17 protein-coding genes are annotated in these 21,765 nt (G+C 60.8%); 12 read left to right on the plus strand and 5 right to left on the minus strand.

The features are described 5' to 3' along the window. Window positions 1-6: 6 nt before the first annotated feature. On the minus strand, window positions 7-1,518 hold the full coding sequence (locus tag ACDZ94_RS23770) for an efflux transporter outer membrane subunit (protein WP_432751612.1): 1,512 nt from the start codon (window positions 1,516-1,518) through the stop codon (window positions 7-9). A 182-nt stretch (window positions 1,519-1,700) separates the two neighbouring features. On the opposite strand from ACDZ94_RS23770, the gene ACDZ94_RS23775 reads away from it, so the two are divergent. From ACDZ94_RS23775 to ACDZ94_RS23795, 5 genes are all read left to right on the plus strand, one after another. Further along, on the plus strand, window positions 1,701-2,669 hold the full coding sequence (locus ACDZ94_RS23775) for a LysR family transcriptional regulator (RefSeq protein ID WP_432751613.1): 969 nt from the start codon (window positions 1,701-1,703) through the stop codon (window positions 2,667-2,669). 448 nt (window positions 2,670-3,117) lie between these two features. Next, the gene (locus ACDZ94_RS23780; RefSeq protein WP_064450778.1) at window positions 3,118-4,092 is read left to right on the plus strand and encodes a 2-hydroxyacid dehydrogenase; all 975 of its coding nucleotides are present in this window, start codon (window positions 3,118-3,120) and stop codon (window positions 4,090-4,092) included. Between the two features lie 224 nt (window positions 4,093-4,316). Then, window positions 4,317-5,219: a chemotaxis protein CheV gene (locus ACDZ94_RS23785; protein WP_432751614.1), complete on the plus strand. Its 903-nt coding sequence runs from the start codon at window positions 4,317-4,319 to the stop codon at window positions 5,217-5,219. A 3-nt stretch (window positions 5,220-5,222) separates the two neighbouring features. Continuing rightward, a complete protein-coding gene (locus tag ACDZ94_RS23790; protein ID WP_432751615.1) occupies window positions 5,223-5,705 on the plus strand; it encodes a GNAT family N-acetyltransferase in 483 nt (160 codons plus the stop codon). A 108-nt stretch (window positions 5,706-5,813) separates the two neighbouring features. Next, window positions 5,814-6,557, plus strand: a complete 744-nt coding sequence (locus ACDZ94_RS23795; protein ID WP_064450775.1) for a YkgJ family cysteine cluster protein — start codon at window positions 5,814-5,816, stop codon at window positions 6,555-6,557. A 72-nt stretch (window positions 6,558-6,629) separates the two neighbouring features. On the opposite strand, the gene ACDZ94_RS23800 is transcribed toward ACDZ94_RS23795, so the two are convergent. Together ACDZ94_RS23800 and ACDZ94_RS23805 are read right to left on the minus strand one after the other, a co-directional pair. Further along, a complete protein-coding gene (locus ACDZ94_RS23800; protein ID WP_410524792.1) occupies window positions 6,630-7,394 on the minus strand; it encodes a transporter substrate-binding domain-containing protein in 765 nt (254 codons plus the stop codon). A 175-nt stretch (window positions 7,395-7,569) separates the two neighbouring features. Next, window positions 7,570-7,803 (minus strand): hypothetical protein, encoded by a 234-nt coding sequence (locus ACDZ94_RS23805; RefSeq protein WP_053254483.1) that lies wholly within the window; start codon window positions 7,801-7,803, stop codon window positions 7,570-7,572. 215 nt (window positions 7,804-8,018) lie between these two features. Between ACDZ94_RS23805 and ACDZ94_RS23810 the strand changes: the two genes are divergently transcribed. The 7 genes from ACDZ94_RS23810 (at window position 8,019) to ACDZ94_RS23840 (ending at window position 19,203) form a co-directional block, all read left to right on the plus strand. Then, window positions 8,019-9,185 carry an efflux RND transporter periplasmic adaptor subunit gene (locus ACDZ94_RS23810; protein ID WP_432751616.1) on the plus strand — a complete coding sequence of 389 codons (1,167 nt, stop codon included), beginning with the start codon at window positions 8,019-8,021 and terminating at the stop codon, window positions 9,183-9,185. Continuing rightward, window positions 9,182-12,277 carry a multidrug efflux RND transporter permease subunit gene (locus ACDZ94_RS23815; protein ID WP_064450772.1) on the plus strand — a complete coding sequence of 1,032 codons (3,096 nt, stop codon included), beginning with the start codon at window positions 9,182-9,184 and terminating at the stop codon, window positions 12,275-12,277. Before ACDZ94_RS23810 ends, ACDZ94_RS23815 begins: the two co-directional genes overlap by 4 nt. A gap of 31 nt (window positions 12,278-12,308) precedes the next feature. Further along, complete coding sequence (locus ACDZ94_RS23820; RefSeq protein WP_064450771.1) at window positions 12,309-12,986, plus strand: heavy metal response regulator transcription factor; 678 nt, start codon at window positions 12,309-12,311, stop codon at window positions 12,984-12,986. Then, window positions 12,976-14,340, plus strand: a complete 1,365-nt coding sequence (locus ACDZ94_RS23825) for a heavy metal sensor histidine kinase (protein ID WP_064450770.1) — start codon at window positions 12,976-12,978, stop codon at window positions 14,338-14,340. The genes ACDZ94_RS23820 and ACDZ94_RS23825 overlap by 11 nt, the downstream gene beginning before the upstream one ends. 406 nt (window positions 14,341-14,746) lie before the next feature. After that, entirely contained in the window at window positions 14,747-16,069 is a 1,323-nt protein-coding gene (locus ACDZ94_RS23830) for an OprD family porin (protein ID WP_128590817.1), read from the plus strand. Between the two features lie 86 nt (window positions 16,070-16,155). Then, entirely contained in the window at window positions 16,156-17,649 is a 1,494-nt protein-coding gene (locus ACDZ94_RS23835) for a sensor domain-containing diguanylate cyclase (protein WP_432751534.1), read from the plus strand. Window positions 17,650-17,712: 63 nt separating this feature from the next. Then, on the plus strand, window positions 17,713-19,203 hold the full coding sequence (locus ACDZ94_RS23840) for a sensor domain-containing diguanylate cyclase (RefSeq protein WP_064450767.1): 1,491 nt from the start codon (window positions 17,713-17,715) through the stop codon (window positions 19,201-19,203). A 208-nt stretch (window positions 19,204-19,411) separates the two neighbouring features. On the opposite strand, the gene lpxC is transcribed toward ACDZ94_RS23840, so the two are convergent. Together lpxC and ftsZ are read right to left on the minus strand one after the other, a co-directional pair. Further along, on the minus strand, window positions 19,412-20,323 hold the full coding sequence (gene lpxC / locus ACDZ94_RS23845) for a UDP-3-O-acyl-N-acetylglucosamine deacetylase (protein WP_003216227.1): 912 nt from the start codon (window positions 20,321-20,323) through the stop codon (window positions 19,412-19,414). Window positions 20,324-20,435: 112 nt separating this feature from the next. Beyond that, complete coding sequence (gene ftsZ / locus ACDZ94_RS23850) at window positions 20,436-21,641, minus strand: cell division protein FtsZ (RefSeq protein WP_053254475.1); 1,206 nt, start codon at window positions 21,639-21,641, stop codon at window positions 20,436-20,438. Window positions 21,642-21,765: the final 124 nt, after the last annotated feature.

A 21,765-nucleotide genomic window follows, 5' to 3' on the forward strand; every position in this document is an offset into this window, starting at 1 on the left:
GCCTACTCAGTGATCAAACACGGCAAGCGCCGCCGGGGTTTTGCCGGGGAGACTCTTGGCATCTTGCGGCATATCGTTACCGGCGCCGAGCCCGCCACCCAGGGCGGTCACCAGTTCGGCATGGGCACTCAGGCGCGCGGCCTGCACCTGTTGCTCCACCTGTTGCTGGCGGAACAGCAGGGTCTGGGCGTTCAGCACATTGAGGTAGTCGGTAAGGCCGCGCTGATAGGCGATCATCGCGATGTCGTAGGTTTTCTGTGCCGAGGCCACCGACTGCGCGGCAAAGGCCGACTGCTTGTCCATGGATTCGCGGCGGATCAACTGGTCGCTGATGCCCTTGAGCGCATTGACCAGAGTCTGGTTGTACTTGGCCACGGCGAGGTCATAACCGGCGCTGGCCTCGCCCAACTGCGCGCGCAAACGGCCGCCGTCGAAGATCGGCAAGGTGATCGCCGGGCCGACGTTGTAGTTGAATTTCTGACCGCTGAGAAAGCCCAGCATGGTGCCGCCGGTAGCGACGAAACCCAGGCTACCGACCAGGTCGACATTGGGGTAGAAACCGGCATGGGCCACATCAATGCCTCGGGCCTGGGCGGCGACTTGCCAACGGCTGGCGACCACGTCCGGGCGCTGACCAAGCAATTGCGCCGGCAAGCTCGATGGCAATTTCAGCGGCGCGGCGAGGGCCAGGCTCGGCCGTTGCAGTTGCGCGCCTTCACCCGGACCTTTGCCCGCCAACGCCGCCAGTTGGTTACGGCTCAGGGCGATTTCTTCGTCCACGGCGTCGAGTTGGCGATGGGTTTCCGGCAACGGCGTTTCAGCCTGGCTGACATCAAAATGGGTGCCGATCCCGGCATTCAAGCGTTTGTTGGCCAGGTCGAGAATTTGCTGTTGCTGGGCCAACGTGGCGGCAACGATGTCGCGGTTGGCATAGTGCAACGACAGCTGGATATAGGCGCGCACCACGTTGTTTTGCAATTCGAGCTGGGCCTGGCGCGCTTCGGCAGCGCTCATATGGGCCAGGTCGACGGCGCGTTCGGTGCTGTTACTTTCGCGGCCCCACAGGTCGAGGGCGTAACTCAGGCCCAGGGACGAATTGTTGTCCCAGGTGTTGGCGCCGCTCAATTCGCCCGGACCGTAAAACTGATCCTTCGGCCAATTGTGGCGCTTGAGGGTAGTGTCACTGTTGATCTGCAACGACTCGGCCGACTCGGCAATCCCGGCCATGGCCCGCGCTTCACGCACCCGCGCGGCGGCCATGGCCATGCTCGGGCTGTTTTGCGTGGCAAGTTCCACCCAGCGGTTCAATTGCGGATCGCCGTAGGCTTGCCACCAGTGGGTGGTGGGCCAGTGGGCGTCCCGGGCGGCGCTCTGGATCGCTTCGTCGGTGACCAGGTTATTGGCGTTGAGGGCCTGGCCTTGAGGGGCGATTCCTCCGGTTCCGATGCAGCCGCTGATTGCTAACGATAAGGCCCAAACACTGAGAGCCTTCAGCTCTCTGTTGATGCGACGCGGCACGGCAAGCGTATTCCTGAGGTGGTGTTGCGGGGAAGGTGGCGCAATTCTAGGGGGCGCGATGGAGGACGATAAGCTGGCATTCCTGTGAATCTTTGTTACCGTTCAGGCGATAATCCGTTGGTAGGGATCACTGGACGGCGTAACTTTCTGTCACAATTTGTTATCTCCCCTGAGAACACTCCATGGACACTTTGCAAAACATGCGCGCTTTCAGTTGCGTGGCCGAAGCCGGCAGCTTCACCGCCGCCGCCGTGCAACTGGACACCACCACCGCCAACGTCTCGCGCGCGGTCTCCAACCTTGAGGCCCATCTGCAAACCCGCTTGCTCAACCGCACCACCCGTCGCATTGCACTGACCGAAGCCGGTAAACGTTACTTGCTGCGCTGCGAACAGATCCTCGCCTATGTCGAGGAGGCCGAGGCCGAAGCCAGCGACGCCCACGCGCGCCCTGCCGGGCAGTTGAAAGTGCACACCATGACCGGTATCGGCCAGCATTTCGTGATTGACGCGATTGCCCGCTACCGCCGCACCCATCCTGACGTGACCTTCGACCTGACCCTGGCCAACCGCGTGCCGGACCTGCTCGACGAGGGCTACGACGTGTCCATCGTGCTGGCCAGTGAATTGCCGGATTCGGGCTTCGTGTCCCAGCGCCTGGGCATCACCTACAGCATCGCGTGCGCCTCGCCGGACTACGTCAAGGCCAAAGGCTGCGCGCAACGGCCGCAGGATTTGCTCAACCACGCCTGCCTGCGCCTGGTAAGCCCGGTTATCCAGCTGGATAAATGGACCTTCAATGGCCCCGAAGGCCAGGAAAGCGTGGCGATCAACACCTCGCCGTTTCTGGTCAACTCGGCCGATGCGATGAAAACCGCGATCACCAGCGGCATGGGCGTTGGCCTGTTGCCGGTGTATGCGGCCATCGAAGGCCTGCGCAACGGCACACTGGTGCGCGTGATGCCCACCTATCGCTCGCAAGAGCTGAACCTGTACGCCATCTACCCGTCACGCCAGTACCTGGATGCGAAGATCAAGACCTGGGTGGAATACCTGCGCGGTTCGTTGCCGGAGATTCTGGCGGCGCATCAGGCGGAGTTGGTGGCGTATGAATTGAGTCGCAGCCTCAGCGGCGCTCGCCTGGCGAACTGATTTCTGCTCGTCGATATAACTCAAATGTGGGAGCGGTCCGACAAGCCAGCTCCCACAGAAAGCAGAGCACAGCGGTGCTGGCAGTTGAACTCTGTCAAATTGTGGGAGCGGGCTTGCTCGCGAAGGCGGTGTATCAGTTACAGATAAGCTGGCTGACCCATCGCATTCGCGAGCAAGCCCGCTCCCACATTTGGATCTCGATACATCAGACAGAGAGTGTGCCGCTGTGCTTCTGCCCTGCTTTTGCTTCAACCACTCAGGTCGGCTACCAGGCCGCCGTGCTCTTGCTTTTGATCTGACAGGCCCCGTTAACCACGGATTCAAGCCTAAGCGAGGCCCCGAGTGGTGGGGTAAAGCCAGCTCCCACTGTTAAAGGGTCGTCCTGACAATTGTCGACAGGAATGTTAGCGTGCTTGGTATTCTTCCGTAGTCGATGAGCCCGCCTGCAATGAAAAAGACTGTCCTCGCCTTCAGCCGCGTCACCCCGCACATGATCGAACGCCTGCAACAGGACTTCGAGGTGATCGCGCCCGACCCCAAGCGCGGGGACATCAATGCTCAATTCAATGAAGCCCTGCCCCACGCCCACGGTTTGATCGGCGTGGGCCGCAAACTCGGGCGCGCGCAACTTGAGGGCGCCAGCAAACTGGAAGTGGTCTCCAGCGTCTCGGTGGGCTACGACAACTACGACGTGCCGTACTTCAACGAGCGCGGGATCATGCTCACCAATACCCCCGACGTACTCACCGAAAGCACCGCCGACCTGGCCTTCGCCTTGCTGATGAGCAGCGCGCGCCGTGTGGCCGAACTGGACGCCTGGACCAAGGCCGGCCAGTGGAAAGCCAGCGTCGGCGCTCCGCTGTTCGGCTGCGACGTGCATGGCAAGACCCTCGGTATCGTCGGCATGGGCAATATCGGCGCGGCTGTCGCCCGACGTGGACGCCTGGGTTTCAATATGCCGATTCTGTACAGCGGCAACAGCCGCAAGACCGAGCTGGAACAGCAGCTGGGGGCGCAATTTCGCAGCCTGGACCAGTTGCTGGCCGAGTCGGACTTCGTTTGCCTGGTGGTGCCGTTGAGCGAAAAGACCCGCCACCTGATCAGCACCCGCGAGTTGGGGCTGATGAAGCCCAGCGCGATCCTGATCAATATTTCCCGTGGCCCGGTGGTGGATGAGCCGGCGCTGATCGAAGCGCTGCAAACCCAGAAAATCCGTGGCGCCGGGCTGGATGTGTATGAACAGGAGCCGCTGGCTGAATCGCCGCTGTTCCAGCTGAGCAATGCCGTGACCCTGCCGCACATCGGCTCGGCCACGAATGAAACCCGTGAGGCCATGGCCAACCGCGCCCTGGACAACCTGCGCAGCGCCCTGCTCGGCCAGCGTCCGCAGGATCTGGTGAACCCGCAGGTGTGGAAGGGCTGACACCTGACCAATGCAGGAGCGGCCCCATGTGAGAGCCGGGCTTGCCCGCGATGCAGGCGCCTCGGTGTATCAGTGATATCGAGGTGACGCTATCGCAGGCGAACCAGTTCCCACACACGCCTGTTCATCTCAACCAGCTGCATTCCATAAATCCGGTTAAAGCCTGGCGTGCCCAAGTCGATAACCCTCTATAGATCGTCATTCCTGATCCTCAGAAGGTTTTTATGTCCACCACCAAAGCCCGCGCAGATTCACTCTCGCTTCTGCTCTTTACCTTGCGCAGCGGCAAGTTGATGGCCATTAACCTGCTTAAAGTCAGTGAAATCATCCCGTGCCCGCCGCTGACCAAGCTGCCGGAGTCACACCCCCACGTCAAAGGCATCGCCACGCTGCGCGGTGCCTCGCTCTCAGTGATCGACCTGAGCCGCGCCCTCGGCGAAATGCCCCTGCAAGACCCGAACGGCGGCTGCCTGATTGTGACCGACGTCAGCCGCTCCAAGCAGGGCCTGCACGTACAGGCGGTGAGCAAGATCGTGCATTGCCTGACCACCGACATCCGCCCGCCGCCCTATGGTTCCGGCGGTAATCGCTCGTTTATCACCGGGGTGACCCAGGTCGAAGGCGGGCTGGTGCAGGTGTTGGATATCGAAAAGGTCATTCATGGCATCGCCCCGGCGCCAATTGAAGTGGCGCCGACCGACTTGACCATGGAAGAGGCCGAAGTACTCGGCAACGCGCGGATTCTGGTGGTGGACGACAGCCAGGTCGCCCTGCAGCAATCGGTGCACACCCTGCGCAACCTCGGCCTGACGTGCCATACCGCACGCAGCGCCAAGGAAGCCATCGACGTACTGCTGGAGCTACAAGGCACGGTCGAGCAGATCAACGTGGTGGTGTCGGACATCGAAATGTCCGAAATGGACGGGTACGCCCTCACCCGCACCCTGCGCGAAACCCCGGATTTCCAGGAGTTGTACGTGTTGCTGCACACCTCCCTGGACAGCGCGATGAACAGTGAAAAAGCCCGTCTGGCCGGCGCCGACGCGGTGCTGACCAAGTTTTCGTCGCCCGAGCTGACCAAGTGCCTGGTTATCGCTGCCAAGGCTGTGGCGCAAAAGGGCCTGTAACCGGTGGCGGAATACTTCCAACTGCTGCGCCGCGACCTTACCGCCAGCCTGCCTGCGCCGCAGTGGCCAGCGGATACCCGGCTGGAGCATTACCGCGACGAGCTGGCCCCGGCGATTCATGCGGTGTTGCGCATGACCCAGGATCAAGGCGGTGGTCGTGTCGCCAGCCTGGAACACTGGCGGCAGCAGTTCGTCACCGATGCCGAGTTCGACCCGACGCTGTGCCTGGTGGCCAGTCACCGTGACGGTATTCTCGGCGTGGCTCAATGCTGGACCAGCGCGTTTATCAAGAACCTCTCCATACACCCCTGCGCCCAAGGCCAGGGGCTGGGTCGCGCGTTGCTGCTGCACACCTTTCAGGTGTTCAAGCAGCGCGGCGAACCCTACGTAGACCTCAAAGTGCGCGAGAGCAACCTGCGCGCCCGGCAACTGTATGAAAGTGCAGGCATGGTCTTTGTGCTGCGCGACCTGGTCCCCGCAGACTGACAGGCACTGGCGCATAACTTGCTTCCACAGTGCCTGAACAGTGAATAGAGGCAAAATCCCGCCACTGTTCAAGAGTGCCCTCTGACCTTGCCTGGTGACAGATCCTCCATGAACACTCATTTTTCCTGCGTGGGTTGCGGCAAATGCTGCACCGACCATCATGTGCCCCTGACCCTCGAAGAGGCCCGGAGTTGGGCGGCTGACGGCGGTAACGTTATTGTTCTGGTAGAGGGTTTTCTCGGCAATGGCCTGGGCTTGCCCGTGCTACAACGCGAACACGCCGAGCGCCGTTCGGTGGTGGTGCCCAGTGGCAATACCGAGGCGTTTGTGGCCATCACGTTTGCCGCCTACAACGCCGGGCGCTGCCGGAATCTTGACGAAGACAACCGCTGCGGCATTTATGAGCGCCGCCCGTTGGTGTGCCGTATCTACCCGATGGAAATCAACCCGCACATCCCGCTGAACCCTGCCGCCAAGGACTGCCCGCCGGAATCCTGGGAACAGGGCCCGGCGCTGATCGTGGGAGGCGAGTTGGTGGACCAGCAGCTGGCAGAACTGATCCGCCGCTCCCGGCAGGCAGACCGTGACGACGTACACACCAAAGAGGCTGTGTGTGCGCTGCTGGGCATTCGCACCACCGCGCTAAAGGGCGATGGGTTTACCGCGTACCTTCCCGACATGCACGCCTTTGCCCAGGCCATCGAGCTGGCGGTTGACCAGCCATCCGTGGCCAGTGAGTGGGTGTTTCATGTGTCCGGCCTGGACATCGCCGAGCAGTTGCTGGATGCCGGCGCACAGATTGCTACCGAGGTGCCGGCCAACTACGCGTTTATTTCCTTGCGCACGGCTTGAGCACACAGGTTGCAAGGCGTCAGAGGCTGGCTATGAACCTGTCCTGCGCCAGCGCGCGCAATTAATGAACCGTCACGGCGCTTCCAAGTGGTAGGGCGCGAGGATCCGTTGGTATTGGCCGTTTTGCATCAGCTCTTCAAGGGCACGGTTGAGTTGATTGCGTAACGCCGTATCGGGCTTGCGCACCGCGATCGCCACGCCGTCGCCCAAAAGTTCGGCCGAAATGGCAGGGCCCAGGAAGTTGAAATCCTGGCCGGCGTCGGTGTCGAGCAGCGCGCCCCGAATTTCCACGGTGCCCTGCAGGGTTGCATCGATATCGCCGGCCACCAGGCTGCGGACCAGTTCGTCATTGAGCCAGAAACTCTCGATGATCACGCCCTCGGGCGCCCACTTCGAGCGGGTAAAAGCTTCGCGGTTGCTGCCCAGCAATACCCCCACTCGCTTGCCCTTGAGCGAACTGATGGTCGGCATCAGGCCTGAGGACCTGCGGGCGACCAAACGCGTAGTGAAGGGATAAAGGTTATCGGTGAAGCCCACCCATCGCCGCCGCTCAGACGTGGGAGCCATCCCCATGATCGCATCGAATTGCCGGGCATCAAGCGCGGGGATGTTTTCGACAAGCACCTGGTCGACCCAGGTGCAGCGCACCTTCAGTTGCTGGCACAGGGCGTTACCCAGGTCGATATTCAGGCCGACCAGTTGGCCTTGCAGGTTGCGGCTTTGGAAAGGCGGGAATTGCGCGGCAACAGCGAAGCGGATTTCGCGCCGAGGCGGTTCAATAACCGCAACGGCATCAATCGAGAACAACAGGGCAAGCAGTGCAAAGCGCTGTATCAGTGCCACGGGAAACGTCCTTTTCCTGAAAGACCAGCCTCACTGCACCCAGCTCCGTTCAATTAATGGGGGCGGTGCAGCGGCTGTGCAAACTTTCAAGAAACGGTCGCGGACCTACAATCAGAAATATAAGCAGAACCTGTAGGCAAACGCCGCTATAGCGTTCGCTGACTTATTCTTAGCGTTTACCCATGGAGCGACGAGTGCCCGGCGGGGCCATGCCTGGCGACTTGGTGTGGCCGTTTTTGGCGCCATTTTTATACCAAGGCTGGGCGGCATTCTTGGCCCCGGCCAGTTCACCCGGCTTGAACGGAAACTTGAACGCCGGGATCTCGGCTTTCTCAACGCTTTCAGCGCTGGCCGGATCGACGAGGTCGGCCGCTTCAACAGGGGGTTGTGTCGGGGAAGTCATGAAAGCTCCGGGGCGTGCAAAAAAATGAGGCAGGGCCAACTTGCGGGCCACGCTGGCGCGCAGTATACCTGCGCGCCTGGGATCTTTAACCACCGCTGGTACGAATGGTCGGAGTTTACTGACAGCCCTGTCAGTTAGCAGTCACCGTGCTGACCGGGTCGGCAGGCTATAAATGACCTTCACTCTCCCACCCCTTTGCCTCGGCGCCCCACCCCATGCACATTCAACGAAAAACCGCCCTGATCGTGGGTGCCCTCGTGGTCGTGGCAATTACAGCTTGGGCATTCAACCGACCGGCCAAGAGCAAACTGGCGGCGTCGACCGCTATTCCGGTGCGGGTGGTGAGTGTCACGCAACAGGACATTCCCCGGTTTGTCAGCGGGATCGGCTCGGTGCTGTCGTTGCACAGCGTGGTGATCCGCCCGCAAATCGACGGCATCCTCACCAAGCTGCTGGTCAAAGAGGGCCAGTTGGTCAAGGCCGGTGACTTGCTGGCGACCATCGATGACCGCTCGATCCGCGCCAGCCTCGACCAGGCCAAGGCGCAACTGGGGGAAAGCCAGGCGCAGCTGCAAGTGGCGTTGGTCAACCTCAAACGCTACAAAGAACTGAGCATCGACGACGGCGTCTCGAAGCAGACCTATGACCAGCAACAAGCCTTGGTCAACCAGCTCAAGGCCACGGCGCAAGGTAATCAGGCCGCGATTGATTCGGCCCAAGTACAACTTTCCTACACCCAGATTCGCTCGCCGGTCACTGGCCGCGTCGGTATTCGCACGGTAGATGAGGGCAACTTCCTGCGCATGAGTGACACCCAGGGCCTGTTCTCCGTGACGCAAATCGACCCGATTGCCGTCGAATTTTCCTTACCGCAACAAATGCTACCAACCCTGCAAGGCTTGATCTCGGCGCCGACCCAAGCCAGCGTCGACGCCTACATGGGGGCCGACACCGACGGCCAGACCGGCGACCTGCTCGGCGAAGGCCACTTGAGCCTGATCGACAACCAGATCAGTTCCACCACCGGCACCTTGCGCGCCAAGGCTGAATTCCAGAACGCCTCGCAGCGCCTGTGGCCGGGGCAACTGGTGACCATCAAGATCCAGATCGCCCTCGACAAAAAAGCCCTGGTGGTACCGCCGACCGTGGTGCAACGCGGCCTGGACTCGCATTTCGTGTACCGCATCAACGGTGACAAGGTGGAGGTTGTGCCGGTGCAGATCACCTATCAGAACAGCGATGTGAACATCATCAAGGGCGTGCAGGCCGGCGATGTGCTGGTCAGCGACGGCCAGTCGCGCCTTAAGGCCGGCGCCCAGGTGGAAGTGCTCAAAGAACCGCCTCAAGTCATCCGTACCGTCGACGCCAAGGTGCAGCCATGAGTGGCAGCCGTTCGCCGTCCGCCTGGTGCGTTGACCACCCGGTTGCCACCCTGCTGCTGACCTTTGCTTTGGTGCTGCTGGGGCTGATTGCCTTCCCGCGACTGGCCATCGCCCCACTGCCGGAAGCGGAATTTCCGACCATCCAGGTGACCGCAACCCTGCCCGGCGCCAGCCCGGACACCATGGCGTCGTCGGTTGCTACGCCGCTGGAGGTGCAATTCAGCGCCATCCCCGGCATGACCCAAATGACCTCCAGCAGTGCCTTGGGCTCAAGCCTCCTGACCCTGCAATTCACCCTGAACAAGAGCATCGACACCGCTGCCCAGGAAGTGCAGGCGGCGATCAACACCGCGTCCGGCAAACTGCCCAGCGATATGCCGAGCCTGCCGACCTGGAAGAAGGTCAACCCGGCGGACAGCCCGGTGCTGATCCTCAGCGTCAGCTCCGACAACATGCCCAGCACCGAACTGAGCGACTATGTAGAAACCCTGTTGGCCCGTCAGATCAGCCAGATCGACGGCGTCGGCCAGATCAACATCACCGGCCAGCAGCGCCCGGCGATTCGTGTACAAGCCTCGCCGGATAAACTTGCGGCGATCGGCCTGACCCTCGCCGACGTGCGCCTGGCTATTCAACAGTCCAGTTTGAACCTGGCCAAAGGCGCGATTTACGGCGAGAACAGTGTGTCGACCCTGTCGACCAACGACCAATTGTTTCAGCCGGAGGAATACGGCCAGTTAATCGTTTCCTACAAAAATGGCGCGCCGGTTCAACTGCGTGATGTCGCAAAAGTCATCAATGGTTCGGAAAACGCCTACGTTCAGGCCTGGTCCGGCGATACACCGGGGGTCAACCTGGTCATTTCGCGCCAGCCCGGCGCCAACATTGTCGAGACCGTGGACCGCATTCAAGCCGAGCTGCCGCGCCTGGAGGGCATGTTGCCGGCGTCGGTGCAGGTCAGCGTGTTGACCGACCGCACCAAGACCATCCGCGCTTCCCTGCATGAAGTGGAGGTCACCTTGCTGATCGCCATCTTGCTGGTGGTGGCCGTGATGGCACTGTTCCTGCGCCAGTTATCCGCGACGATGATTGTGTCCAGCGTGCTGGGTGTGTCGCTGATCGCCAGTTTCGCCTTGATGTACCTGATGGGCTTCAGCCTGAACAACCTGACGCTGGTGGCGATCGTGATCGCCGTGGGCTTTGTGGTCGACGATGCCATCGTGGTGGTGGAGAACATTCACCGCCACCTGGAAGCAGGGCTCGACAAGCGCGAAGCCGCGATCAAGGGTTCCGGCGAGATTGGCTTTACCGTGGTGTCCATCAGCTTCTCGCTGGTGGCGGCGTTTATTCCGCTGCTGTTCATGGGCGGCGTGGTCGGGCGGCTGTTCAAGGAGTTTGCGCTGACGGCCACGTCGACCATCCTGATTTCGGTGGTGGTCTCGCTGACACTGGCGCCTACCCTGGCCGCGTTGTTCATGCGCGCGCCGACGCATCACGCCCACGACAAACCCGGCTTCAGCGAACGTCTGCTCGCCGGCTACGCGCGTAACCTGCGCCGTGCATTGGCCCATCAACGCACGATGGCGGCCATTTTCATGGTGACCCTGGCCTTGGCCGTGGTCGGCTACGTGTTTATCCCCAAGGGTTTCTTCCCGGTACAGGACACCGGCTTTGTACTCGGCACCAGCGAAGCGGCGGCCGACGTGTCGTACCCGGACATGGTCGCCAAGCACAAGGCCCTGGCCGAAATCATCAAGGCCGACCCGGCGGTGGAAGCCTTCTCCCACTCGGTGGGCGTCACCGGCAGCAACCAGACCATCGCCAACGGCCGCTTCTGGATCGCCTTGAAAGACCGCGGTGATCGCGATGTGTCCGCCAGCCAGTTCATCGACCGCATCCGCCCAAAACTGGCGAAGGTGCCGGGTATCGTGCTTTACCTTCGCGCCGGCCAGGACATCAACCTCAGCTCCGGCCCCAGCCGCGCCCAGTATCAGTATGTGCTCAAGAGCAACGACGGCCCGACGCTGAACACCTGGACCCAACGCCTGACCGAAAAACTGCGCGCCAACCCGGCCTTCCGCGACCTGTCCAACGACCTGCAACTGGGCGGCAGCATTACCCACATCAGCATCGACCGCCAGGCCGCTGCGCGCTTTGGCCTGACCGCTACCGATGTCGACCAGGCGCTCTATGACGCGTTCGGCCAGCGTCAGATCAACGAGTTCCAGACCGAGATCAACCAGTATCAAGTGGTGCTCGAACTGGACAGCCAGCAACGCGGCAAGGCCGAAAGCCTGAACTACTTCTACCTGCGTTCACCCCTGACCAACGAGATGGTGCCGCTGTCGGCGCTGGCCAAGGTCGACCCGCCGACCGTGGGGCCGTTGTCCATCAGCCATGACGGCATGTTCCCCGCCGCCAACCTGTCCTTCAACCTCGCCCCCGGCGTGGCGTTGGGTGATGCGGTGATCATGCTCAACCAGGCCAAGAATGAAATCGGCATGCCGGCCACCATGATCGGCACGTTCCAGGGTGCGGCCCAGGCGTTCCAGAGTTCGCTGGCCAGCCAGCCGTGGCTGATCCTCGCCGCGCTGGTGGCGGTCTACATTATTCTGGGTGTGCTGTATGAGAGCTTCGTGCACCCGTTGACGATCATCTCCACCTTGCCCTCGGCGGGCCTGGGTGCACTGATCATGCTGTGGCTGCTGGGCCAGGACTTTTCGATCATGGCCTTGATCGGCCTGGTGTTGCTGATCGGGATTGTGAAGAAAAACGGCATCCTGATGATCGACTTTGCCCTGGAAGCGCAACGCGTACGCGGGCTGGCGCCTGAGGAGGCGATTTACGAAGCGTGCGTCACCCGGTTCCGACCGATCATCATGACCACCCTCGCCGCCTTGCTCGGCGCGGTGCCGTTGATGCTGGGTTCCGGGCCTGGTGCGGAACTGCGTCAGCCACTGGGTATCGCAGTGGTTGGCGGCTTGCTGGTGAGCCAGGCGCTGACCCTGTTCACCACACCGGTCATATACTTGTACCTTGAACGGTTTTTCCACCGGCCCAAACCAGCCCCTGAGCTGGCGACCACACACTGAGGCTCAGGCCCCGTCCTGGAGCAAAAGGCTCATGCGCGTCCTGATTATTGAAGATGAAGAAAAAACCGCGGACTACCTGCACCGCGGCCTGACGGAGCAAGGCTACACCGTCGATGTGGCGCGCGAAGGCGTCGAGGGTTTGCACCTGGCGCTGGAGAACGATTACGCGGTGATCGTGCTCGACGTGATGCTGCCCGGCCTCGATGGCTTCGGCGTATTGCGAGCACTGCGTGCGCGCAAGCAAACGCCGGTGATCATGCTCACCGCCCGCGAGCGCGTGGAAGACCGCATTCGTGGCCTGCGTGAAGGTGCCGACGACTATTTGGGCAAACCGTTTTCGTTCCTGGAGCTGGTGGCGCGCCTGCAAGCCCTGACCCGTCGCAGCGGCGGCCATGAGCCGGTGCAGGTCACCGTCGCCGACCTGTGGATCGATTTGATCAGCCGCAAGGCCAGTCGCAACGGCCTGCGCCTGGACCTGACCGCCAAGGAGTTCTCACTGCTCAGCGTCTTGGCGCGGCGCCAGGGTGAGATCCTGTCCAAGACCGCCATTGCGGAGATGGTCTGGGACATCAATTTCGACAGCGACGCCAATGTGGTCGAAGTGGCAATCAAGCGCCTGCGCGCCAAGCTCGACGGGCCGTTCGAGCAGAAGCTGCTGCACACCATTCGCGGCATGGGCTACGTGCTGGAGAACCGCAGTGTCGGCTAACTCCATCGCCCTGCGCCTGAGCGGCATGTTCACCCTGGTGGCGCTGCTGATCTTCGTGTTGATCGGCGGCGCGCTGTACCAGCAAGTGGATCGGGGCCTGGGGTTGTTGCCGGAGGCCGAGCTGGAGGCGCGCTACAGCGTGCTGGAATCGTCGGTGAACCGCTTCGGCACGCCGGACCACTGGGCGAAAATCACCGCCAAACTGAAATTGCTCGGCGAGGAAGACAAGCGCATCCGCTTCTGGGTGGTGAGCAGCGACCCGAACTACGAGTACGGCAACCCCGACGCGCAGATCCGCGCCTTCGCCCAAGGGCCGACCGGCAAACGCGACTTGCGCCTGCCTGGGCATAAATACCCGTTCAAGGTGTTGCTGAGCCAATTCCCGGCCAAAGAACAACGCCCGCCGCTGCGCTTTATGATCGCCATCGACACCGAAAACTTCCGCGCCACCCAGCACCACCTGTTGATGGCCTTGATCGGCCTGGCGTTCGTCGGCGTGGTCCTGGCGGCGCTGCTGGGGTTCTGGGTCTCGCGTATCGGCCTCAAGCCGCTGGGCAAACTCTCGGATGAAGCGCAAAAACTCGCACCGCCCAAACTCTCCGGGCGTCTGCACTTGTCGCCGTTGCCTCCGGAGCTGAGCCAGTTCGTCAACTCGTTCAACTCAACGCTGGATCGGGTTGAACAGGCCTACTCGCGCCTGGAGTCATTCAACGCCGACGTGGCCCACGAACTGCGCTCGCCGCTGACCAACCTGATCGGCCAGACCCAAGTAGCGCTGACGCGCGGCCGTTCCGCCGAGCATTACTTCGAGGTGTTGCAATCGAACCTCGAAGAGCTGGAACGCCTGCGCTCGATCATCAATGACATGCTGTTCCTCGCCAGCGCCGACCAGGGCAGCAAGGCCACCAAGCTGATTGAAAGCTCCCTGGCCGATGAAGTTGCCACCACCCTCGACTACCTGGACTTCATCCTCGAAGACGCCCAAGTCAAGGTTCGGGTGCGCGGCGATGCCGTGGTGCAGATCGAAAAAGCCCACCTGCGCCGCGCACTGATCAACCTGCTGAGTAATGCGGTACAGCACACCGCGCCAGGACAGATCATCGAAGTGAACATCGAAGTGCAGGCGCATCAGGTGGCCATCGGGGTGACCAACCCTGGCGATGAAATTGCCAGCGAGCATTTGCCACGGCTGTTCGAACGCTTCTATCGGGTGGACGCGTCGCGCAGCAACAGCGGGGCCAATCACGGGTTGGGGCTGGCCATCGTCAAGGCAATTGCGTTGATGCATGGCGGGGATGTGTTTGTGCGCAGTGACGGTGGCGGCAATACGTTTGGCATTACGTTGCCGGTTTAGATCTTTAGAACACCTCAGTCCAATGTGGGAGCTGGCTTGCCGGCGATGCAGGCACCTCGGTACACCTTTTCGCACCGCGGCGATGCTATCGCAGGCAAGCCAGCTCCCACACACGCCAATCCCACCTTGACCTCCCGACGTCCTGACTGTTGCGGTTTGGGCAACAGTCATTATCTTGTTACACTCTGTATCGCACCGCTCGCCTGCGTTACTTTGACGCACCGATGAGCGCGACGGCAAAGACAGCTTCCCCGCTCACCCGAATTTCCCTCGACTTATTTCCAGGGCTCTACACTGGGAATCTGTTTAAAGCCGCTGACTTCAGCGGCTTTTTTTTGCCGTTAAAAAAGGCCAGGCATACCCCCACGACATTGGCCGTTTTCGATTGACCAAAGGAGCTCCACCGGTGAAGAACTCGCTGACGTTCACCCCGTTATTCCTCGCGATTGCAGCAACGATCATCCCCCTTGCCCACGCGGCAGACACGCCTAAAGCTGACGGCTTTGTCGAAGGTTCAAGCTTCAAAATCAACACCCGCAACTACTACATGAACCGCGACCGTCGCGACATTCACACCGATGACAGCAAGGAATGGGGCCAGGGCTTTATCGGCACCTTCGAGTCCGGCTTCACCGAGGGCACCGTCGGCTTTGGCCTCGACCTCAACGCCATGCTCGGCCTCAAGCTTGACGGCGGTGGCGGCACCGATGGCTCCAGCATCCTGCCCGTAGGCTCCGGCAACGGCAAAGCCCCAGGCTCGTTCTCCACCGCTGGCGGCACCTTGAAAATGCGTGCCTTCGACACCGAACTGAAGGCCGGTGACCTGTTCCTCAACAACCCGGTCATCGCCGGCGGCATGACCCGCATGTTGCCGCAGGACTTCCGTGGCGTAAGCCTGACCAACCACAGCTTCGACGGCTGGATGCTCGAAGGCGGCCAGGCCAGTTTCACCAAGCTCTACAACCAGAGCGGCCACCGTCGCATCGGCACCAGCTACGGCACGCTGCCGGACCACGCCGACAGCCAGCACCTGAACTGGGCCGGCGTGTCGTTCAGCGGTGTTCCCGGCCTGACCAGCAACCTGTATGCCTCCGAACTCAAGGATGTATGGCATCAGTATTACTACGACCTGGACTACACCTACGCGCTGAATGATCTGGTCAGCCTCAACCCCGGCCTGCACTACTACCACACCGAGGACACCGGCCAGTCGCTGCTGGGTACTATCGACAACAACACCTACAGCCTGCATTTCACCGTCGGCGTGGGTAACCACAGCGTCACCGCTGCCTACCAGCGGGTCAACGGCAACACGCCGTTCGACTACATCAGCCAGGGCGACAGCATTTACCTGGACAACTCCCAGCAATACTCGGACTTCAACGGCCCCAACGAGCGCTCGTGGAAACTCAAGTATGCCTATGACTTCGCCGGCCTCGGCATGCCCGGGCTGACGTCCGCCGTGTCCTATATCAGCGGCAAGACCGACCTGACCAAAGTCGACCCGAACAGCCGTGGCTACAGCGCCTGGTACAGCGCCGATGGCAAGGACGCGAAACACTGGGAACGGGATATCGACCTGAAGTACGTGGTGCAAGGCGGCAAAGCCAAGGATTTGGCCGTGCGGCTGCAGTGGGCGACCAACCGCGGCGGCAACGGCTACTCGGCAGTGGACCGGGATGTGGATGAATACCGGGTGATCGTGGACTACCCGATCAACGTGTTCTAAGGCACTGATCTTTCTTTTTCACCCATGATTTAATTTTCATCGCGTAGAACTAAACTGCCAGCATCTTCCCTGCTGAAGCCTGCGCGATGAGTCCACCCCGCACTCCTACAATGCCTGCACGCCCAGAGCTTTTGCTGATTCTGGGCAGTAGTCTCACCGTCACTCTGATTGTGGTTATCGTCGCCGCGTTGCTGACCCGCGAACACGCCAGCACCGTGCAGGCGGCCAAGCGCGCCACCACCAACATTACCCAACTGATCAACGCCGATGTGCTGCGTAACGTCGAACTCTATGACTTGGCGCTGCAGGGCCTGATCTCGGCCACCGAGCTCAAGGACCTGTCGCAGGCGTCCCCGGACATCCGCCACATGGTGCAGTTTGATCAATCCACCGCGGCGCCCTTCAAAGGTGAAGTGCTGTTGCTGGATGCCGATGGAAACGTGATCGCCGACTCCTCGACCCTCTGGCCGACGCCGCGCAATTTCGCCAACCGTGATTATTTCCAGACCCATAAACAAAACGCGCAGGCGGGGCTGTTTATCAGCCGCCCGTTCAAGATCCGCTGCGCCTGCGATCAGGTATGGCGCATCGCGTTCAGTCGCAGGGTAACGGGCCCGGACGGCGAATTTGCTGGCGTGGCCGTGGCGACGATGCGCCTGGCGTATTTCGATCAATTGTTCAACCGCCTGACCATCGGCAATGGCAGCTCCGTCAACCTGCTGAACAATCAGGGCATTCTCCTGGCCCAGCAGCCGTTGCTGGAGCGCGACATGATTGATAAGGACCTGAGCGATCGGCCCAATTTCAAACGTATATTGCGCGAAGGCGAAGGCAGCTTCCGGGCGATCTCGACCCTCAGCGGTACTGAGCGTTTGTACACGTTCACCAATGTCGGCGAGTTGCCACTGATTGTAGTAGTGGCGCTGGCCAGCGAGGACGTGTTCGCGCCCTGGAAGCGCGCCGCACTGCTGACCAGTGGCGCCACCGGCGTGCTGTGTATTGGCCTGCTATGGCTGACCTGGATGCTGCGCCACGAACTGCGCCGCCGCTATCGTGCCGAACAGGAACTGTCTGAACTGGCAGCCACCGATGCCCTGACCGGGCTTGCCAACCGCCGCACCCTGGACCAGCGCCTGCGTCAGGAATGGGACCGTGCGCAACGCTCGACCGAACCGCTGACGCTGCTGATGATCGACGTTGACCACTTCAAGGCCTTCAACGACCGCCATGGCCACCGCGGTGGCGACGAGGCATTGCGCACGGTCGCCCAAGTCATCGGCAGTAACATCCGTCGCCCGGCCGACTTGGCCGCACGCTATGGCGGAGAAGAATTTGCAGTGGTGCTGCCCGACACGGATGCCAAGGGCGCCTGGGTGATCGCCGAAGATATCCGCAGCAGTGTCGAACACTTGCCACGGGTAGCCGGCGCCGAGCATCCGATTACCGTGAGTATCGGCATGAGTACCTGGGACAAACACAGCCGCTTGCCTCTGGAAGCTTTGCTGCTGCGGGCGGATCAGGCGTTGTATGAGGCCAAGCACAGTGGGCGCAACCGGGTTGTGGAGGCTGCCGCGCGCTGAACTGACCCTGCACAGCCATACAAGGACTACGCTATTGGCATCCTCGAAGCAGAAGTAAGCCCGATGAGCCCACGCCTTTCCCGCCCCACACGTCGCCCGGAACGCTTGTTGATCCTGGGCAGCGTCCTCACGGCCCTGTTGATCGTGGGGATGGTGGCGGCGCTGTTGATTCGCGAACACGCCAATACCCTGCAGACCGCCCAACGCACCGCGAACAACATCACCCAACTGATCGACACCGATGTGCTGCGCAACATCGAGCTCTACGACATGGCACTCAAGGGGCTGATCGCCGCCACCGAACGCAGTGACCTGCAAGACGTCTCAGCCAGTATTCGCCACCTCATACTGTTCGACCGCTCCGCTGCCGCGCCATACAAGGGCGATACCCTGCTGCTGGATGCCAATGGCGAGGTCATCGCAGACGCTTCCTTACTCACGCCAAAGAAAGAAAATTTTGCTGATCGTGACTACTTCCAGGCTCAACGGAACAATCCGGACCTCGGGCTGTATATCAGCCGCCCGTTCATGGCGCGCTGCGTGTGCGACGATAAGTGGCGTATTGCATTCAGCCGCCGCTTATCCGGGCCGGACGGGCGCTTCCAGGGCGTCGCGGTGGCCACCATGCGCCTGTCGTACTTCCATCAGTTGTTCAGCAGCCTGAATATCGGCAGCAACAGCACCATCAACCTGATCAACCACGAAGGCATTGTGCTGGCACAGCACCCCCTGCTGGCTCAGGACCTGATCAATAAGGACTTCAGCCAGCGTCCCAACGTGACGCGGATGCTCAAGGAACGTGAGGGCAACTTTCGAGGCATTTCCAGCGTTGACCGGCAGGAGCGGCTTTATACCTTCTCCAGCGTCGGCAACTTGCCGCTGATCGTGGCGGTGGCCCTGTCCAGCGACGAAGTTTTCGCCCAATGGAAGCGAGCCGCCCTGCTGATCAGCTTCGCGACGGGCGTGCTGTGCATTGGCCTATTGTGGTTGACCTGGATGCTGAGCAAAGAACTGCGCCGCCGCCATCGCGCCGAACAGGTGCTGTCAGAACTGGCAGCCACCGACGCACTGACCGGCCTGGCCAACCGCCGCACCCTGGACCAGCGTCTGCACCTGGAATGGGACCGTGCGCAACGCTCGACCGAGCCGCTGACACTGCTGATGATCGACGTTGACCACTTCAAGGCCTTCAACGATCGCCATGGCCATCACGGTGGCGACGAGGCCTTGCGCGCGGTGGCTCACGTCATCGAAGACAACATCCGCCGGCCAGCCGATCTGGCGGCACGATTTGGCGGGGAGGAGTTTGCGGTGGTGCTGCCGCACACCGACGCCAAGGGCGCGTGGGTGATTGCCGAGCACATCCGCAGCAGTGTCGAGCACTTGCCACGGGTGGCCGGCGCCGAGCGGCCGATTACCGTGAGTATCGGCATGAGTACCTGGGATAAACGCAGCCGCACTACATTGGAGGCATTGTTGCTGAGTGCCGATCAGGCGCTGTATGAGGCCAAGCACACGGGGCGTAATCGGATTGTGGATGCTGCAACGCTTTGAGATTCGTGAGTGCGCAGCCAATCGATGTGGGAGATGTCGAGCTTCAGCGAGGCTGCGAGGCAGGCGCCTCGGTATTACTTAGACACCGTGGTGATGCTATCGCAGGCAAGCCAGCTCCCACATGGAATGGCTGCGCTCTCAGAAAAGGCGGGCATAAAAAAAGGCCACCCGAAGGCAGCCTTTCAAAACTAAAGAAGAGAGTTGTTACTTACACCGCCGCAACGGGACGCATGTAAGAGATCGGTGCGGTGCTGGCATCTTCGAAGGTCACGACTTCCCAAGCATCTGTCTGTGCAATCAACTTGCGCAGCAGCTGGTTGTTCAGGGCGTGGCCCGACTTGAAGCCTTTGAACTCGCCTATCAGGCTATTGCCCAGCAGGTAGAGGTCACCGATTGCATCGAGGATCTTGTGCTTCACGAATTCGTCTTCATAGCGAAGGCCGTCTTCGTTCAGTACACCATCCGCGTCGACCACAATGGCGTTTTCAACGCTGCCGCCGAGTGCGAGGTTGTGCTTGCGCAGGTACTCGATGTCACTCATGAAACCAAAGGTACGGGCGCGGCTGACTTCTTTTACGAACGAAGTGCTGGAAAAATCCACGCTTGCACTTTGGGTGCGGTCACGGAATACCGGGTGATCGAAATCGATCTCAAAGCTCACTTTAAAGCCTTCGAACGGGACGAAGGTGGCGCGCTTGTCGCCGTCTTCTACTGTCACTTCCCGCAGAATGCGTATGAACTTCTTGGCTGCGTCCTGTTCTTCCAGGCCGGCAGATTGAATCAAGAATACGAAGGGACCAGCGCTGCCATCCATGATGGGGACTTCGGACGCGGAGAGCTCGACGTAGGCGTTATCGATGCCCAGGCCAGCCATGGCCGAGAGCAAGTGCTCCACCGTGTCCACTTTGACGTCACCGTTGACCAATGTGGTCGACATAGTGGTTTCGCCAACGTTTTCCGCGCGAGCAGGAATCTGCACCACAGGGTCCAGGTCGGCACGCACAAACACGATGCCGGTGTCGACAGGTGCAGGCTTGAGGGTCAGGTATACCTTCTCCCCGGAGTGCAGACCTACACCTGTGGCACGAATAATATTCTTCAGGGTGCGTTGTTTAATCATGGCTTGGACCGCTTCAGCGCAAATTGCGAACTGGTATCAACAAAGGCTGGCGATAATAGCAGACCAGACCTTTGCTGAACACCAATCACCTTCATAGCCCTGATACATTCCATTAATCGGCCTGACGACGCAAGAATGCCGGGATGTCCAGGTAATCCAGATCATCCTGCGGATTCAGGCTACGGGACGCCGCAGCACCGGCCTGAGCCTGGTTGCGCATCACGGTCGGACGGTCCAGATCACGGTAGTTCACCGACGGCAGTTCCTGGCGCGCAGGCGCTGGAGCGGCAGCCGCTTGGCTGGCGTGACTGTTGTGGCCGGTGTGAACGGTATTGTCGATGACCTTTACAGGCTTCTCGATTTTTGCGCCCAGGCCGGTAGCAACCACGGTTACATGCAGTTCATCACGCATGTCCGGATCGATAACGGTACCGACTTTGACCATCGCGTGCTCGGAAGCGAAGGCTTCGATGATGCTACCCACGTCGGAGTACTCACCCAGGGACAGGTCAGGACCGGCGGTGATATTCACCAGGATGCCGCGTGCGCCTTGCAGGTTCACGTCTTCCAGCAACGGGTTGCGGATGGCCGCTTCAGTGGCTTCACGTGCACGGTTCGGACCGCTGGCGCAGCCAGTGCCCATCATCGCCATGCCCATTTCGCTCATGACGGTACGTACGTCGGCGAAGTCGACGTTGATCATGCCCGGGCGCTTGATGATGTCGGAGATACCGCGAACGGCACCGGCCAGCACATCGTCAGCCTTGGCGAACGCGGACAGCAGGCTTGCGTCCTTGCCCAGGATGGTCAGCAGTTTCTCGTTGGGAATGGTGATCAACGAGTCGACGCTTTCAGACAGCAGACGGATGCCTTCGTCGGCAATCTGCATGCGCTTGCGACCTTCGAACGGGAACGGACGGGTCACGACAGCAACCGTCAGAATGCCCATTTCCTTGGCAACTTCGGCAATGATCGGCGCTGCACCGGTACCGGTACCGCCGCCCATGCCAGTGGTGATGAACACCATGTTGGTGCCTTGCAGCACTTCAGCAATACGCTCGCGGTCTTCCAGCGCGGCTTGACGGCCGACTTCCGGGTTGGCGCCAGCGCCAAGGCCTTTGGTCACGGCTGTGCCCAATTGCAGGATGGTCCGCGCGCCGATGCTTTTCAGCGCCTGGGCATCAGTGTTGGCGCAGATGAATTCAACGCCTTCAATGTTGCTCTTGACCATATGGTTGACAGCGTTGCCGCCGCCACCGCCGACACCGATTACTTTGATAACCGGGCTTGCGGGGATGTTGTCTACGAGTTCGAACATGTTCCCTCTCCTTTCGTTTTCTCTAGTTTTTTCGCCTACTGCTTTACATCAGCTCCAAGTTGCAAGCTATTAGCTGCAAGCTTGAAGCGTGTTACTTGAAGCTTAAAACTTGTCGCTTGAAGCT

This window comes from Pseudomonas sp. UBT (genome assembly GCF_050915955.1).
In the GTDB taxonomy this organism is placed as follows: domain Bacteria; phylum Pseudomonadota; class Gammaproteobacteria; order Pseudomonadales; family Pseudomonadaceae; genus Aquipseudomonas; species Aquipseudomonas antarctica_A.